15 protein-coding genes and 1 tRNA gene are annotated in these 14,320 nt (G+C 70.7%); 5 read left to right on the forward strand and 11 right to left on the reverse strand.

Annotated elements, in window-relative coordinates:
- Nucleotides 1–195: 195 nt before the first annotated feature.
- From DEI85_RS14985 to DEI85_RS15015, 7 genes are all read right to left on the reverse strand, one after another.
- A complete protein-coding gene (locus DEI85_RS14985) occupies nucleotides 196–1,092 on the reverse strand; it encodes a putative endonuclease domain-containing protein (protein ID WP_146249016.1) in 897 nt (298 codons plus the stop codon).
- A gap of 356 nt (nucleotides 1,093–1,448) precedes the next feature.
- Complete coding sequence (gene groL, locus DEI85_RS14990; protein ID WP_071404070.1) at nucleotides 1,449–3,071, reverse strand: chaperonin GroEL; 1,623 nt, start codon at nucleotides 3,069–3,071, stop codon at nucleotides 1,449–1,451.
- Between the two features lie 257 nt (nucleotides 3,072–3,328).
- Nucleotides 3,329–3,532 carry a cold-shock protein gene (locus DEI85_RS14995; RefSeq protein WP_017888049.1) on the reverse strand — a complete coding sequence of 68 codons (204 nt, stop codon included), beginning with the start codon at nucleotides 3,530–3,532 and terminating at the stop codon, nucleotides 3,329–3,331.
- Between the two features lie 191 nt (nucleotides 3,533–3,723).
- Nucleotides 3,724–4,329, reverse strand: coding sequence for a LytR C-terminal domain-containing protein (locus DEI85_RS15000; RefSeq protein WP_111124191.1), 606 nt, complete (start codon nucleotides 4,327–4,329; stop codon nucleotides 3,724–3,726).
- Entirely contained in the window at nucleotides 4,326–4,682 is a 357-nt protein-coding gene (locus tag DEI85_RS15005; protein ID WP_110861879.1) for a DUF3263 domain-containing protein, read from the reverse strand. The genes DEI85_RS15000 and DEI85_RS15005 overlap by 4 nt, the downstream gene beginning before the upstream one ends.
- Nucleotides 4,683–4,779: 97 nt before the next feature.
- Nucleotides 4,780–5,781, reverse strand: coding sequence for a DUF2332 family protein (locus DEI85_RS15010; protein WP_110861642.1), 1,002 nt, complete (start codon nucleotides 5,779–5,781; stop codon nucleotides 4,780–4,782).
- On the reverse strand, nucleotides 5,781–6,254 hold the full coding sequence (locus tag DEI85_RS15015) for a GNAT family N-acetyltransferase (protein ID WP_181436441.1): 474 nt from the start codon (nucleotides 6,252–6,254) through the stop codon (nucleotides 5,781–5,783). The genes DEI85_RS15010 and DEI85_RS15015 overlap by 1 nt, the downstream gene beginning before the upstream one ends.
- Nucleotides 6,255–6,319: 65 nt before the next feature.
- Here DEI85_RS15015 and msrB point away from each other — a divergent pair, with 65 nt between their 5' ends.
- Nucleotides 6,320–6,727 (forward strand): peptide-methionine (R)-S-oxide reductase MsrB, encoded by a 408-nt coding sequence (msrB, locus tag DEI85_RS15020; protein ID WP_027466599.1) that lies wholly within the window; start codon nucleotides 6,320–6,322, stop codon nucleotides 6,725–6,727.
- A 37-nt stretch (nucleotides 6,728–6,764) separates the two neighbouring features.
- Nucleotides 6,765–6,837 (forward strand) — tRNA-Thr (locus DEI85_RS15025).
- Between the two features lie 204 nt (nucleotides 6,838–7,041).
- On the opposite strand, the gene DEI85_RS15030 is transcribed toward DEI85_RS15025, so the two are convergent.
- Both DEI85_RS15030 and DEI85_RS15035 read right to left on the reverse strand, forming a co-directional pair.
- Entirely contained in the window at nucleotides 7,042–8,073 is a 1,032-nt protein-coding gene (locus DEI85_RS15030) for an aldo/keto reductase (protein WP_111124193.1), read from the reverse strand.
- Between the two features lie 53 nt (nucleotides 8,074–8,126).
- Nucleotides 8,127–8,912 (reverse strand): alpha/beta fold hydrolase, encoded by a 786-nt coding sequence (locus DEI85_RS15035; protein WP_111124194.1) that lies wholly within the window; start codon nucleotides 8,910–8,912, stop codon nucleotides 8,127–8,129.
- Nucleotides 8,913–8,946: 34 nt separating this feature from the next.
- Here DEI85_RS15035 and DEI85_RS15040 point away from each other — a divergent pair, with 34 nt between their 5' ends.
- Nucleotides 8,947–9,714, forward strand: coding sequence for an NAD(P)H-hydrate epimerase (locus DEI85_RS15040; RefSeq protein ID WP_111124195.1), 768 nt, complete (start codon nucleotides 8,947–8,949; stop codon nucleotides 9,712–9,714).
- 28 nt (nucleotides 9,715–9,742) lie between these two features.
- On the opposite strand, the gene DEI85_RS15045 is transcribed toward DEI85_RS15040, so the two are convergent.
- Nucleotides 9,743–10,885 carry a glycerol dehydrogenase gene (locus DEI85_RS15045; RefSeq protein ID WP_111124196.1) on the reverse strand — a complete coding sequence of 381 codons (1,143 nt, stop codon included), beginning with the start codon at nucleotides 10,883–10,885 and terminating at the stop codon, nucleotides 9,743–9,745.
- Nucleotides 10,886–10,985: 100 nt separating this feature from the next.
- Between DEI85_RS15045 and ypfJ the strand changes: the two genes are divergently transcribed.
- Complete coding sequence (gene ypfJ, locus DEI85_RS15050; RefSeq protein ID WP_111124197.1) at nucleotides 10,986–11,879, forward strand: KPN_02809 family neutral zinc metallopeptidase; 894 nt, start codon at nucleotides 10,986–10,988, stop codon at nucleotides 11,877–11,879.
- 162 nt (nucleotides 11,880–12,041) lie between these two features.
- Here ypfJ and DEI85_RS15055 read toward each other — a convergent pair whose 3' ends face one another.
- Complete coding sequence (locus DEI85_RS15055; RefSeq protein WP_111124198.1) at nucleotides 12,042–12,974, reverse strand: DsbA family protein; 933 nt, start codon at nucleotides 12,972–12,974, stop codon at nucleotides 12,042–12,044.
- A gap of 243 nt (nucleotides 12,975–13,217) precedes the next feature.
- Between DEI85_RS15055 and DEI85_RS15060 the strand changes: the two genes are divergently transcribed.
- Nucleotides 13,218–14,318 (forward strand): ABC transporter ATP-binding protein, encoded by a 1,101-nt coding sequence (locus DEI85_RS15060; RefSeq protein ID WP_027466605.1) that lies wholly within the window; start codon nucleotides 13,218–13,220, stop codon nucleotides 14,316–14,318.
- Nucleotides 14,319–14,320 lie beyond the last annotated feature (2 nt).

Genomic DNA, 14,320 nt, shown 5'->3' on the forward strand with positions numbered 1-14,320 from the left:
TCGCGTCCCGCGGCGTCCAGGGCGTCCCGCCCCGCGGCGTCCCGGGCGGTCACAACACCCCGTTCGAGGCCGCCGAGTGGTCACGATCTGTCGTCCACGAGCTCGCTGACCGACAGTTCGTGACCGGCCGGCGACCAGCCGACGACATGTCATGACCGCCCGGCGACGAAATCTTCAGCGTGGCGATCACGGCCCTCACGCTGACCGCCGACGACTTCCGACCGCTCGGACCTCGAACGCCTGGCGGAGTCGCTCGAACAACACCGCGGGTCGGTGCGCGTCCGATGCCGTTGCGTGGATCACGAGCCAGTCGTTCACCACGAACCCGTTGTCCCGTCGTTGATCGTGTCGAAAGGTGTCGCGCTCGCGGTGGTGATCGCCGTCGTACTCCAACGCGATGCCGAACTCCGACCACGCCATGTCGACGCGGCCGAGGAACCGCCCCGCACCGTCGTGCACGTCGATGTTCAGCTCCGGCTCCGGGAACCCCGCTTCGACCACTGCCAGCCGGAGCCAGGTCTCCTGCGGCGACTCCGCCCCGGCCCGGACGAGGTCCAGCGCGCGCCGAGCAGCGAGCGCGAATCGTGTGCCGGGGCGGATCGACGCACGGAGGTCGTCCACCGTCGCCAGCCCGGCTGGTCCGACCAGGTGGTCCCCGATCGCGACCAGCGCGTCACGTGCGAGCACGCCGGCGCACTCGAACCACATCTGTGCAGGGACACTGACCAGGAACCCGCGGTGTTCGACGGTCCTCGGCCGGTCCAGGCGGTGCGCGGCCACGCCGGGCCGACGCATCCGGCAACCGTCCCTCGTGGTCGAGACGTGCACCGGCCCGACCGAGCGCACCGACTGCGGCAGTGGCGCACCCCAGATCGCGGCGGCGGTCGTGTGACTGAAGAACTGGTCGGGACGCATGACCAGGGCGACGGCGTCGATGAAGTCCACCGAGTCGATCGGGGCACGCACACCGTGGACCGGGGCTGCCAGGTCGGCGCGTCGGAGTCGTTCCGGATTGATGCCGTGCCCGACTGCATCGGCCACGCGGAAGGTGGATCGGTCGAACGGAGCAGGGAGGCGACGGGCAGCTGGCATGCCGTCATGGTCGTTGCGGGGCACCCGAGCCGACCACGCACGGTCGGAACCTGTGGAGAATGAGGTGAGCCGGGCCTCCTGTGTGGGAGAGACGACCCCAGACACGCGCAAGCCACACGCACGAGTCGGCCACGACTCCCCGCTCCTGCGCCGGCCAACGGTCACGATGCGTCGACTGGAGCGGGCCGAGCCGACGATTCGTGACCGCTCGGCGGAACTGAGCGGGGTGTTGTGACCTCCCGCCCGGCCCCACCCCGCCCGGCCCCACCGCGCCCGACCCCTCCACGCCCCGCCACCCCCGCACACGCGGAAGGGCCCCACACGCGCAGCGTGCGGGGCCCTTCCGTCAGACGGACTTAGAAGTCCATGCCACCCGTCGGGTCGCCAGCCGGAGCAGCAGGGGTGCGCTCGGGCTTCTCGGCGACGACGGCCTCGGTGGTCAGGAACAGACCGGCGATCGACGCAGCGTTCTGCAGCGCCGAGCGCGTGACCTTGGCGGGGTCGATGATGCCGGCGGCGATCAGGTCGACGTACTCGCCGGTCGCGGCGTTGAGGCCCCAACCCGACTCGAGCTCGCGGACCTTGGCGGCGACGACACCCGGCTCGAGACCGGCGTTCAGCGCGATCTGCTTGAGCGGCGCGTCGATGGCCACGCGGACGATGTTCGCACCCGTCGCCTCGTCACCCTCGAGCTCGAGGGCCTCGAGTGCGACGGCACCGGCCTGGATGAGGGCGACGCCACCACCGGCGACGATGCCCTCTTCGACGGCAGCCTTCGCGTTGCGGACGGCGTCCTCGATGCGGTGCTTGCGCTCCTTGAGCTCGACCTCGGTCGCGGCACCCGCCTTGATGACGGCGACGCCACCGGCGAGCTTCGCGAGGCGCTCCTGGAGCTTCTCGCGGTCGTAGTCGGAGTCGGTCGCCTCGATCTCGGCACGGATCTGTCGGACACGGCCGGCGATCTGCTCGGCGTCGCCGGCACCCTCGACGATCGTGGTCTCGTCCTTGGTGATGACGACCTTGCGGGCACGACCGAGCAGGTCGAGCGTCGCGTTCTCGAGCTTGAGGCCGACCTCTTCCGAGATGACCTGGCCGCCGGTCAGGATCGCGATGTCCTGCAGCATGGCCTTGCGGCGGTCGCCGAAGCCCGGGGCCTTGACGGCGACGGACTTGAAGATGCCGCGGATCTTGTTCACGACGAGCGTGGCCAGGGCCTCGCCGTCGACGTCCTCGGCGATGATCAGGAGCTGCTTGCCCGCCTGGATCACCTTGTCGACGACCGGCAGGAGGTCCTTGATGTTCGAGATCTTCGAGTTGACGATCAGGATGTAGGCGTCCTCGAAGACGGCTTCCTGACGCTCGGGGTCGGTGACGAAGTACTGCGACAGGTAGCCCTTGTCGAAGCGCATGCCCTCGGTGAGCTCGAGCTCGGTGCCGAAGGTGTTCGACTCCTCGACGGTGACGACGCCTTCCTTGCCGACCTTGTCGATGGCCTCGGCGATGAGCGCGCCGATGGTCGGGTCAGCTGCCGAGATCGACGCGGTCGCGGCGATCTGGTCCTTGGTCTCGATGTCCTTCGCGTTGGCGAGGAGCTGGTCGGAGACGGCGGCGACGGCCTTCTCGATGCCGCGCTTGAGCGACACGGGGTCGGCACCGGCGGCGACGTTGCGGAGGCCTTCGCGGACGAGCGCCTGGGCGAGGACGGTCGCGGTGGTCGTCCCGTCACCGGCGACGTCGTCGGTCTTCTTGGCGACCTCCTTGACGAGCTCCGCGCCGATCTTCTCGTACGGGTCGTCGAGCTCGATCTCCTTGGCGATGGAGACACCGTCGTTCGTGATCGTGGGGGCACCCCACTTCTTCTCGAGGACGACGTTGCGGCCGCGCGGGCCGAGCGTCACCTTCACGGCGTCGGCCAGCTGGTTCAGGCCGCGCTCGAGGCCACGGCGGGCCTCCTCGTCGAAAGCAATGATCTTAGCCATGTGGTTTTTCGTCCCTCCCGGACGTCGTCTTGGGGGTCGTGCTGGCACTCAGCGTGAGCGAGTGCCAACGCCGATTCTGGCACTCGCCGGGTGTGAGTGCAACACAGTCGGGAGGCTCGTGACGACTTCCCAGGACACGTCGCGTCCGGCGGACCCCGCACCACCGCCGCGGTCGCGCTCCCCGCACCCGTCACCGTCGCCGCACACGACGAACGCGCCGCCCCTGACGGGACGGCGCGTTCTGGAAGTGGTCGTGCTCAGGCGGGGCGGACGGACTCTGCCTGCGGGCCCTTCGACCCGGTGCCGACGTCGAACACGACGGCCTGGCCCTCCTCGAGGACCTTGTAACCCGACATGTCGATGGCCGAGTAGTGCACGAACACGTCCTGGCCCCCTCCATCCACGGTGATGAAGCCGAAGCCCTTTTCAGCGTTGAACCACTTCACGGTTCCGTTGGCCATGATCTCTTGCTCCCTGGTACTGCAGTGCGGAACGACGTGATCGTCGTCTGCATGGGACTCTGACCGAACGCGCCCGATCAGGCAAGAGGTGTGACGTTGTTTCACGTCGATTCCGTCAGAAATCAACGTGACCGAAACACAGCCGTCACACAATGCGCGGAAAACGCGGCGCGACGTGGCACCGCGGCCGATCAGCCGGTGTAGTCGGCGCCGAGCACGACGCTCACGTCGGCGTTCGGGAACGCCACCGACTGCTGCACGGCCGTGACGCCGAGCTGCTTCGCGATGCCCTGCGCGACCGCCGCCTGCGACGCCTGCTGGTAGTAGACGATCGTCGACGTCGACCCCGTCGTGCCGGCGTCGCCCGTGGAGGCGACCTGCCAGCCGGCGCCGGTCAGCGCCGCACTCGCCCGGCTGGCGAGGCCCGTGGTGGTCGTGCCGTTCAGGACGACGACGGTGGTGGTGCCCTGCTGTGCCGGCGTCGCGGCCGCAGCGCTGCCCGCACCAGCCGAACCGGGACCGGCGGACGAGGACGCGGACGGCTTCGACGTCGCCGAGGGCTTCGCGGTCGCCGACGCCGACGTGGACGCCGAGGGAGCGTCGGATCCGTTGAACGAGTAGCTGCCGTTCAGCAGTGCGAGGACGAGCACCCCGATGCCGACGAGCACACCGGTGGCGAGCGCCGCCCAGGCGAAGGCGATCCATCCACGGCCGCGACGCTGTGCTCCGCGGTGTGCACCGACCCGCGGGCCGTCGGCGACGTCGTCGAACCGGTCTCGGGGGAATCTCGTGCTCATCGTTCCTCTTCACGTCCTTCGGGAGCTGCACCGGGCGCGACGAAGCTGCGCGTCGCCCGGGCGCTGGTGCGCGCGTGACGGAGCCGCTGCAGCCGGGTGACGAGCTGCGGGTCGTACGCGAGTGCCGCGGGTGAGTCGATCACGCGGTTCAGCACCTGGTAGTAGCGCGCCGCCGACATCTCGAACTCCACCCGGATCTCCGCTTCCTTCGTGCGGTCGTGCCGTGCCCTGTCCTGCTCGAACGACAGCACGTGCTTCGCGAGCTCACTGAGCTGGTCAGCACCGAGCTGGTCAGCATCGAGCTGATCAACGCTGCGCTCGTCGACACGGCGTTCGTCGGTGGGGCTGGTCACGGCGGTTCCGATCACGTATCGGGTAACGGGTCTCGCACATCGTAGGGGTGGAGTCGATCCGGACCCTGGCACGGCGCTGGACTGTCGCGAACACCGGTCACAGGTTCGGCGTGCGGAACCACCGCACACGCGTGCCGAACGGGTCCGAGACGGCGACCGCGACCCCGTCGAGCGAGACCGTCGCGAACGAGTCCGGGTCCGCCACGTCGACGTCGTCGGGCAGCGTCGCCGCCACCTGGCGCAGGATCCCGGTGCGTTCGAGGGCGATCCAGTGCACGCTCCGCTCGCGGATCCGGTCCACGAACCGCTGCCGGTCCGCGCCCGGCACGTAGACCAGGGTCCCGGTGGTCAGGACGACCGGTTCGACGTCGTCCGGCAGAGCGTCCAGTGCACGGTCGAGGTCACCTGGCACGGCGCCGACGAGTCGGTCTGGAGGCACGGCGAGCGTCGCGCGCGCAGCCTGACGCATCAGGGCGGTCCGGTCCGACGCCTCTGGCGGGACGGCCTCGACCAGACGGTCGAAGGCACCGGGGAGCGACAGGTCGATCGGGTTCGGGTCGAGCGTGACTCGTGCGCCGACCGTCATCGGGACACGGGCCGGCGCGGGGACGGCCCCGGAGGCGTCCGCGACCAGCCGGAGCGCGGGATCGGCGACCGCCGTGTGCATCCGGAGGACCGCGGCCCCGGAACCGACCCGGTAGTCCAGGGTCACCCGGTCCGGGATCGAGCACAGCCCGGCGGCGGCCCCGGCGTCGACCAGACCGAGCGGACGCGCGGACCGTTCGGCGAGCGCCGCGAAGAGCGGGACGACCGGTGCGAGCCGTTGCGGGTCGTTGGCCTGCACCGTGGCGGAGGCGAGGGCCGCGACCAGCGCGGGGCGGGCCTCCAGGCCGAGCGCGCGCAGCGCACCCGGGTCCGACGGGTCCGCACCCAACCGCCGCGCGACCGCGAAGAACAGTTCGGGCTGCCGCTGCTGCTCGGGGACCTCGGCGAGGAGCGCGACGAGGGAGTCGTCGAGCGACCGTGCCCAGGCGGCGTACGACGGCGAGACGGCCTGGATGCGGTCCGCGTACGCGTCGTACCGGGCGCGGGTGTCCATCAGCGCCCGGGCCGGTGCATGCCGACGTGACGGATGCCGGCCTCGTCGTACGGCTCCCCGAACCGCACGAAGCCGTGCCGCTCGTACAGGGCGGCGACGTACTCCTGGGCGTGCAGGACGAACGGGTCGTGCCCGTGTTCGTCGAGCACAGCGGCGACGAGCCGGCCGGCGATCCCCTGCCCACGGTGCTCAGGGTCGGTCGCGACCCGTCCGATCACCCACGCCGGCGGCGCTGCACCGTCGGGGTGGACCTCGTCCGCCGCCGGGCGGATGAGCCGCAGGTACCCAACCGCAGCGGTGTCCGTGCCGAACCACCAGTGCTCGGTGTCGAGCTCGCGGTCACGGCCGTCGAAGTCCTCGGCGGTGACCCGCTGCTCGAGCGCGAACACGCGGTTGCGCAGGACGACGATGCCGTACAGTTCGTCCGTCGTCAGACGGGTCCAGCGGGCGTGGTGCACGGAATGCTCGGACATCGTGGCGAGTTTAGTGAAGTGGTCGGGAGTGCCCGGAAGAGCCCGGCCGGAAGCAGGAGGAACCAATGGCATACAACGTCGACAAGTCCGACGCCCAGTGGCGCGAGGAGCTCTCCCCGGACCAGTACGCCGTCCTCCGCCAGGCGGGGACCGAACGACCGTGGACCGGTGAACTCCTCGACGAGGAGCGCGCGGGCGTCTACACCTGTGCGGCCTGCAACGCGGAGCTGTTCAAGAGCGGCACGAAGTTCGACTCCGGCTGCGGCTGGCCGTCGTTCTACGAGTCGGTGAACCCGGACGCCGTGCAGCTCATCGAGGACAACTCCCTCGGCATGGCCCGCACCGAGGTCCGTTGCGCGAACTGCGGTTCGCACCTGGGCCACGTGTTCCCGGACGGCTTCGGCACCCCCACGGGTGACCGGTACTGCATGAACTCGATCTCGCTGAACTTCTCGGAGAAGTCGGGCGAGTGAGCCCCGGACGCCCTCACCGGTAGGATGAGCGGCGTCAGCCGGCATGGCGCAATTGGTAGCGCACCGTACTTGTAATACGGGGGTTGCGGGTTCAAGTCCCGCTGCCGGCCCCGGATGAAGCGATGCCCCGGGCGAAGTCTCGCCCGGGGCATCGGCACACGGAACGCGGATCAGGGGGCGTTCCGGGCGCTGGACGCGGTAACCAGCCGGTCGTGCGACGAGGATGACACCTCACCGACCCGCACGTCCACACCCTGACCCCACATCCGCGGAAATCCGCACGATGTGCACGAACGCGCAGCGGCCCTGTCCGCTCAGCGACCGCCCGTGATCTTCCGCTCCCGCTGCGCCACGCCGGCCGTGCCGTAGGGGTAGTCGTCGATGCGGGGAGCGCTGGCGTCGGTCAGCCGGGTGAGCTCGTCGTCGGTGAGCACCAGGTCCGCGGCACCGAGGTTGTCCTCGAGCTGCGACAGGGTGCGGACGCCGAGGATCACGCTCGTGACCGCGGGACGGGCCAGCAGCCAGGCGAGTGCGACCTGCGACTTCGACGCGTCGTGGGCGTCGGCCACCTCGGAGACGGCGTCGAGCACCTCCCACGTGCGCTCGTCGCCGTTGCGGGCCTCCCACGCCTCCATACCGCGCTGCGGGTTCTCGCCCAGGCGGGTGGCGCCGGTCGGGGCCTCGTCGCGCTGGTACTTGCCGGAGAGCCAGCCGCCGGCCAGCGGCGACCAGGGCAGCAGGCCGATGCCGGCGTCGAGGCAGGCGGGCACGACCTCGTGCTCGATGTCGCGGACGAGCAGGTTGTACTGCGGCTGCAGGGTGACGGGCGGCGCCCAGCCGTGCGCCTTCGCCTCGTAGACGGCCTTGGTGACCTGGTAGCCGAGGTAGTTCGAGAACCCGTAGGAGCCGATCTTGCCGGCGGACACGGCGTCGTCGAGGAACCGCAGGGTCTCGTCGATGGGGGTCAGGGCGTCCCACGCGTGCATCTGGTACAGGTCGATGTGGTCGACGCCGAGCCGCTCGAGCGAGGCGTCGAGGGCCACGCGCAGGTGTCGTCGGGACAGGCCGAGGTCGTTCGGGCCGTCGCCCTGCGGGAACCGGCCCTTGGTGGCGAGGACGACCTGCGCGGCCTCGGTGGGGTGTGCTGCGAGCCAGCGGCCGATGATCCGCTCGGACTCGTTGCCGGAGTAGACGTCCGCCGTGTCGACGAGCGTGCCGCCGGCTGCCACGAAGGCGTCGAGGATGGCGTGTGAGGTGGGTTCGTCGGCTTCACTGCCGAACGTCATGGTGCCGAGGGTCAGCGTCGACACCGATGTCCCGCTGTTGCCGAGGAGTCTGTAGTCCATGGCGGGGACGGTACGCCCGGTGCCGTCCGACCGAGGGGACCCACGAGTACCCCTCAGCGCGGGGCGGACAGGAACCGCAGCGCCGCTTCGCGGAACGGCCGCGAGGTCGGGGCGTTGAAGTGGTTGCGCCCCGGGATCTCGAAGAAGGTGGCGTTCGGCGCGGCCTCGGCGAGCCGGACCGCGCTGTCGCGGATGCCGTCCTCGCTGCCGGCGGCGATCAGGAGCGGCTGCGCCGGTGCGTTCTCCGGGGTCGGCTCGATGCTGTTCCGCATCCCCTCGACCATGGCCACGAGCGCGCCGAGATCGTTGCCTTCGACGTTGCCCGCCATCGTCAGGTAGCCGTTGGTGACGCGGTCCTCGATGGGGGTGCCGTCCGCGATGTACGCCTTCGCCTGGTCGACGCGGACGCGACGCATCGGGTCGGCGTCCGGGATCCCGCCAAACACCGCGCGCGAGATCCGGCCCGGCAGCCGTTCGGCGGTGTGCCAGCCGACCCGTGCGCCGAGCGAGTAGCCGAGGAACGCGACGTCGTCGAGCAGGTACGTGTCGATGACCGTGGTGACGTCGGCGACGAGCAGGTCCATCGAGTAGGCACCCGGGTCGTGCGGCTTCGCGCTCGCGCCGTGCCCGCGCTGGTCGAGTGCCAGGACCCGGTACCCGGCACGGACCAGGTGCCGGGTCCAGCCCGAGGCGTGCCAGTTGAGCACCGCACCGGACGCGAAGCCGTGCACCGCGATGACGGCCGGGGCGTCGGGGTCGCCGAAGTCGTAGGTCGCGAGTCGCAGCCCGTCGGGCGACATCACGAACCGGGGGCGGGGCGCTTCGGGGACGAGTGACATGTCCTCTCAAGCGTATCGGGGCAGTGTGGTGGCCATGGACGGCTACGGCGGCGATCAGATCCGGGCGGCGGAACGCCCCCACCTCGACGCGGGGGAACCCCTGATGCAGCGTGCCGCCGACGGGCTCGCGCGCATCGTCGGCGACCTGCTGGACGACCCGGCCGTGCGGCCGGTCGACGGGCCGGGATCCGTCCTCGTGCTCGCCGGCAGCGGCGACAACGGCGGTGATGCCCTGTTCGCGGGCGCACGCCTGGCAGCGGCCGGGAGGCACGTGGCGGTCCTGCGCGTCGGCTCCCGTGTCCACGAGGCCGGCCTGGCAGCGGCGCTGGACGCCGGCGCCCGTCTGCTGGACGGCCCGTCCGGCGCCTCGGGACCGAACTCGGGCGGAGCGGCCGACATCCTGCGGGCCGCCGGCCGGAGTGACGGCGAACGCCTGGCGGACGTCGCGACCGAGGCCGCGCTCCAGGCCGACCTGGTGCTCGACGGCATCCTCGGCATCGGGGCACGGGGCGCGAACGCGCTGCGGTCCCCCGCACGCGAGGTCGTGGAAGCCATCCGTGAGCTCGCCCGCGACCAGCGTGCGCCGTTCGTCGTCGCGGTGGACGTGCCGAGCGGCATCGACGTCGACACCGGCGGCGTGGCGGACGACCACGTCCTGCACGCCGACGTCACCGTCACCTTCGGCGGTGTGAAGGCCGGCCTGCTGACCGGTCCAGCCGCCACCCTCGCCGGGCGGATCGAACTCGTCGACGTCGGGATCGGTGCGGACCTGGCGACGACGGAGCCGCTGATCCGCACCTGACCCCTCGCCCGTCGGCGTTGATCGAACGTCAGTGGTGCTCGTACAGCACGGGCTCCGGCAGACCGTGCTCGGCTCGGATGCTGCGTGCGATGCCCTCGATCGCGACCAGGGCGTCGACCACGAGCTCCGGCGTCACCGGGAACGGCATGTTGTGGATGGTCTCGCCCTCCACCGTCGCGGCCTCGGCCACGGCGTGCAGCACGTCACGATCGTCCACCGTCAGGCCGATCTCGGTCAGGGTGTTCGGCAGGCCGACCTTCGTGGTGAAGACGACGAAGTCCTCGATCTCCTCGGCCGGGGCACCCTCGAGCACGAGCTGCGCGATCGTCCCGATGTTCACCTTCTGCCCGTGCGCCAGGCCGTGCGCCTGCGGAGCCGCGGTCAACCCGTTGTGGATCGCGTGGGCGGCGGCGAGCCCACCGGACTCGAAGCCCAGGCCGGACAGCAGCGTGTTCGCCTCGACGACCTTCTCGAGCGCCGGGGTCACGACCTTGGCCTTGACGGCCTCGATGGCCTGCAGGGCGTTCTCGTGCAGGAGCTTCCACGACAGCTCGGCGAGCGCGACGCCGGTCTGGGTCTGCAGGCCACCGGCCATGGTGTCGGCGTTGGCGCGCTTCGCGGCACGGGCCTCGACCCAGGTCGCCAGTGCGTCGCCGATGCCCGCGACCAGGAACTGCACCGGCGCGTTGGCGACGAGCCTGGTGTCGATGAGCACCAGGTCCGGGTTGTGCGGGAAGAAGCGGTACTCGGTGAACTCGCCCTCGGCGGTGTAGATGACGGCGAGCGCCGAGGTCGGGGCGTCGGTGGACGCGGCCGTCGGCACGCTCACCCACCGGATGCCGGCGAGGTGCCCAGCGGCCTTCGCGGCGTCGATCGCGGAGCCACCGCCGAGCCCCACGATGACGTCGGCGTCCTTCGCGCGGATCTGCTCGACGAGCTCGTCGACGGCTTCGGGGGTGGCGAAGCGGCCGAACCCGACACGCTCCACGGCCAGGTCGGCGGACCGGAAGCTCTCGGAGACGGCGGTCTCGACGATGCCCCAGACCACGTCGTCGGCGACGATCAGGGGCCGCTTGCCGATCGGGGCGATGAACTCGCCGACGCGGGTGATCGCGTCCTTGCCCTGGACGTAGCGGGCGGGGCTCATCACGGTGCTGATGGGAGTGGCCATCGTGCGGTTCCTTCCGGTTGTACGACAGGTGTACGACAGGTGTCGGGGTGGCCGACGCCGCCGACGGTACGCGGGGCCGCTGATCGGTAGGTTCGGGATCATGACGTTCAACGACGACTCGCAACTCCGGGGCGGCAAGGTCAAGCGGCGGGGTCGCACCACAGCGATCGGCGGAGGTGCCGTGGGCGTCGGCGCCATCGTGGTGTTCCTGATCGCGCAGTTCACCGGCTTCGACCTGAGCGGGATCGTCGGTGGCGGCGACGGCCTGACGACGATCCAGCAGGAGGGCGAGTCCGCCGACGCCGCCCCCGAGTGCCGGACCGGGCGCGACGCCAACCTGCGCGTCGAGTGCCGGATGGAGGGCGCGGCCGAGTCGCTCGACGCCTACTGGACGTCCGAGGCGCGGTCGCTCGGCATCTCGTACACGTCCCCGGAGTTCTTCCTGTTCCAGGACTCCACCGACACCTCGTGCGGGCAGGCATCGGCCGCGACCGGCCCGTTCTACTGCCCGCCGGACCGTGCGGTCTTCCTGGACACCGCGTTCTACGACGACTTGCAATCGCAGTACGGCTCGTCCGGCGGTCCGCTCGCGCAGATGTACGTCGTCGCACACGAGTGGGGCCACCACGTGCAGCAGCTGCAGGGGTCGTTCGCGAACACCGACCGCTCCGGCACGGGTGCGTCGTCGGGCAGCGTCCGCGTCGAGCTGCAGGCGGACTGCTACGCCGGGGCCTGGGTCGGCGACGCCGCCACGACCGAGGACGCGAACGGCGAGACGTTCTTCGAACCGATCACCCGCTCCCAGATCACCGACGCCCTGTCGGCGGCGAGCGCCGTGGGCGACGACAGCATCCAGGAGCGTGCGACCGGCCGCGTCGACCCGGACTCGTTCACGCACGGGTCGAGCGAGCAGCGACAGCGCTGGTTCCTGCGGGGCTACCAGCAGGGCGCGACGAGCTGCGACACCCTGAGCATCCCGGGTTCGGCCCTGTAGCCGCACCGATCACGGACTGGCGCGACCCGCTCAGCGACGACGCGAAGCGTCGCGCGGGGCGCGCCGACCGAGCCTGCGAGGGAGGGGTGCCAGCCGGCACCGGGCCTCCCGTCCGTGGTCAGCGCGTCAGCGCTCCTCCAGACGACAGCGCTCGTCGAGACGTCAGCGCTTGGTCGGCGTGGGCGACGGGGTCGCGCTCGGCGTGGGTGTCGGGGTCGCGTCGGTCGCACCGGCGGCCGTCACCACGAAGGTGCGGAAGTCGTCGTTCGTGACCGGGGAGGTCAGCTCGTAGCGCTGCCCGTTCACGAGCACGAGCGGCGTGCCGGGGAACTCCTTGAGCGTCGACCCGGGGATCGTGCCCCCGGACACCGCCGTGGTCTGCTCGTCCACCCACTTGGCGTAGTCCTGGTCAGCGATGCAGCTCCGGACGGCGCTGCGTTGCTGCAGCCCCTGCACGCCCGTGACGACGTCGGTGAGCTCGGCGTTCGTCAGGCCCGGGGTGCCCTCGTCCGGCTGCTTCGCGAAGAGCGCCTGGTTCACCGCGTAGAACTGGTCCGGGGAGTGCTCGGCGACGCAGGCGGCGGCGTTCGCGGCGCGGAGGGAGTACTTCGTGCCCTGCGAGCGGTTCGACAGGATCGCGACCGGGTGGATGTCGACCGTGGCTGCACCGGAGTCGACGAGGTCCTTGATGTAGTCGCCGTTCGCCTGCTCGAACTGGCCGCAGCCCGGGCAGAGGTAGTCGACGTACAGGGTGATCCGGACGGTGCCGGCCCCCTCGGTCCCGGCGCTGCTCGGCGACGCGGAGGCCGATCCGGACGCGGACGCCGTGACGGGCTTCAGACCCTGCCCGATGGTGATGCCGCCCTGCGACATGGTCGACGGGCCGGGGCCGGCGGGCTTCACGGAGTCGACCAGCACGAGCGTGACGATCGTCGCGGCGGCGAGGAGCACGACCCCGAGCCCGATCTGCAGGCCGAGCCGGACACCACGCTGGCGTCGCTTCTGCTGGGTCCGGGCACGCTGGGCTCGCTGGCGGGCGGCTTCACGGCGCTCGTTCCGCGCGGCGCGGGCGGCACCCTCGGGGCGGTTGTTCATCGGTGCGTCGTCCTCCTGATCGGTGTCCGCTCGGCGTTCCCCTGCTCGGCGGACGGACCCGGCGATTGTAGTGGGGCGCTCTGGGAAGCCGCCGACCAAGGGGGAAAACACTGGCGCACCCGGGTGAACTCGTGTTGTATGAACCTCGACAGTCGACGGCGACTGTCCGGGGCCCGTACGGGCACACCGCTTCACTCGGATCGTCCGGCACGTACCTGCCGGTGAAGGAAGGACCGAACGCTCATGGCGTCCGTCACCTATGACAAGGCAACCCGTCTCTACCCCGGAGGCAACCGTCCCGCGGTCGACTCCCTCGACCTGGACGTCGCCGACGGCGAGTTCCTCGTCCTCGTCGGCCCCTCGGGCTGCGGCAAGTCCACCTCGCTCCGCATGCTGGCCGGCCTCGAAGAGGTCAACTCCGGTCAGATCCGCATCGGCGACCGCGACGTCACGGACGTCCCGCCGAAGGACCGCGACATCGCGATGGTGTTCCAGAACTACGCGCTGTACCCGCACATGACCGTCGCCGAGAACATGGGCTTCGCGCTCAAGATCGCCGGCGTCGGCAAGGAAGAGCGCGCCACCCGCGTGCAGGAAGCCGCCAAGCTCCTCGACCTCGAGGACTACCTCGGCCGCAAGCCGAAGGCGCTCTCCGGTGGTCAGCGTCAGCGCGTCGCGATGGGCCGTGCGATCGTCCGTCAGCCGCAGGTGTTCCTCATGGACGAGCCGCTGTCGAACCTCGACGCCAAGCTCCGCGTCCAGACCCGCACGCAGATCGCGTCGCTGCAGCGTCGTCTCGGCGTCACCACGGTCTACGTCACGCACGACCAGACCGAGGCCCTCACCATGGGTGACCGCATCGCGGTGCTCAAGGACGGCATCCTGCAGCAGGTCGGCACCCCGCGCGACCTGTACGAGAAGCCGAACAACGTGTTCGTCGCCGGCTTCATCGGTTCGCCGGCCATGAACCTGCTGCCCGCCGACGTCATCGAGGGCGGCATCAGGTTCGGCACGCTCAACCACGCGATCGACCGCGACACCCTGTCGAACGCCCGTGCCGCACAGATCACGGTCGGCATCCGCCCCGAGGACGTCATCGTGTCGCAGTCCGGCGAGGGCCTGCCCGTCACGGTCGACGTCGTCGAGGAGCTCGGCGCCGACGGCTACCTCTACGGTCACGCCGACGTGAACGGCCAGCGCGCCGACATCGTCGCCCGTGTCGACGGTCGTGCGCACCCGTCGATCGGTGACACGATCGTGATCACGCCGAAGCAGGGCCACGTCCACGCCTTCGACACCGAGTCGGGCGACCGCCTCGACGACAAGGCCGTCGTCAGCGCGTAACC

It is taken from the genome of Curtobacterium sp. MCBD17_026, from assembly GCF_003234895.2.
GTDB lineage: Bacteria > Actinomycetota > Actinomycetes > Actinomycetales > Microbacteriaceae > Curtobacterium > Curtobacterium flaccumfaciens.

Excerpts from the sequence above, each read along its gene's own strand:
- DEI85_RS15030 (WP_111124193.1), bottom strand. The coding sequence starts at position 8,073 with ATGGACTACAGACTCCTCGGCAACAGCGGGACATCGGTGTCGACGCTG.
- DEI85_RS15055 (WP_111124198.1), bottom strand. The coding sequence starts at position 12,974 with ATGAACAACCGCCCCGAGGGTGCCGCCCGCGCCGCGCGGAACGAGCGC.
- DEI85_RS14985 (WP_146249016.1), bottom strand. The coding sequence starts at position 1,092 with ATGCCAGCTGCCCGTCGCCTCCCTGCTCCGTTCGACCGATCCACCTTC.
- DEI85_RS15035 (WP_111124194.1), bottom strand. The coding sequence starts at position 8,912 with ATGTCACTCGTCCCCGAAGCGCCCCGCCCCCGGTTCGTGATGTCGCCC.
- DEI85_RS15015 (WP_181436441.1), bottom strand. The coding sequence starts at position 6,254 with ATGTCCGAGCATTCCGTGCACCACGCCCGCTGGACCCGTCTGACGACG.
- DEI85_RS14995 (WP_017888049.1), bottom strand. The coding sequence starts at position 3,532 with ATGGCCAACGGAACCGTGAAGTGGTTCAACGCTGAAAAGGGCTTCGGC.
- ypfJ (WP_111124197.1), top strand. The coding sequence starts at position 10,986 with ATGACGTTCAACGACGACTCGCAACTCCGGGGCGGCAAGGTCAAGCGG.
- DEI85_RS15000 (WP_111124191.1), bottom strand. The coding sequence starts at position 4,329 with ATGAGCACGAGATTCCCCCGAGACCGGTTCGACGACGTCGCCGACGGC.
- DEI85_RS15010 (WP_110861642.1), bottom strand. The coding sequence starts at position 5,781 with ATGGACACCCGCGCCCGGTACGACGCGTACGCGGACCGCATCCAGGCC.
- msrB (WP_027466599.1), top strand. The coding sequence starts at position 6,320 with ATGGCATACAACGTCGACAAGTCCGACGCCCAGTGGCGCGAGGAGCTC.
- DEI85_RS15060 (WP_027466605.1), top strand. The coding sequence starts at position 13,218 with ATGGCGTCCGTCACCTATGACAAGGCAACCCGTCTCTACCCCGGAGGC.
- DEI85_RS15040 (WP_111124195.1), top strand. The coding sequence starts at position 8,947 with ATGGACGGCTACGGCGGCGATCAGATCCGGGCGGCGGAACGCCCCCAC.
- groL (WP_071404070.1), bottom strand. The coding sequence starts at position 3,071 with ATGGCTAAGATCATTGCTTTCGACGAGGAGGCCCGCCGTGGCCTCGAG.
- DEI85_RS15045 (WP_111124196.1), bottom strand. The coding sequence starts at position 10,885 with ATGGCCACTCCCATCAGCACCGTGATGAGCCCCGCCCGCTACGTCCAG.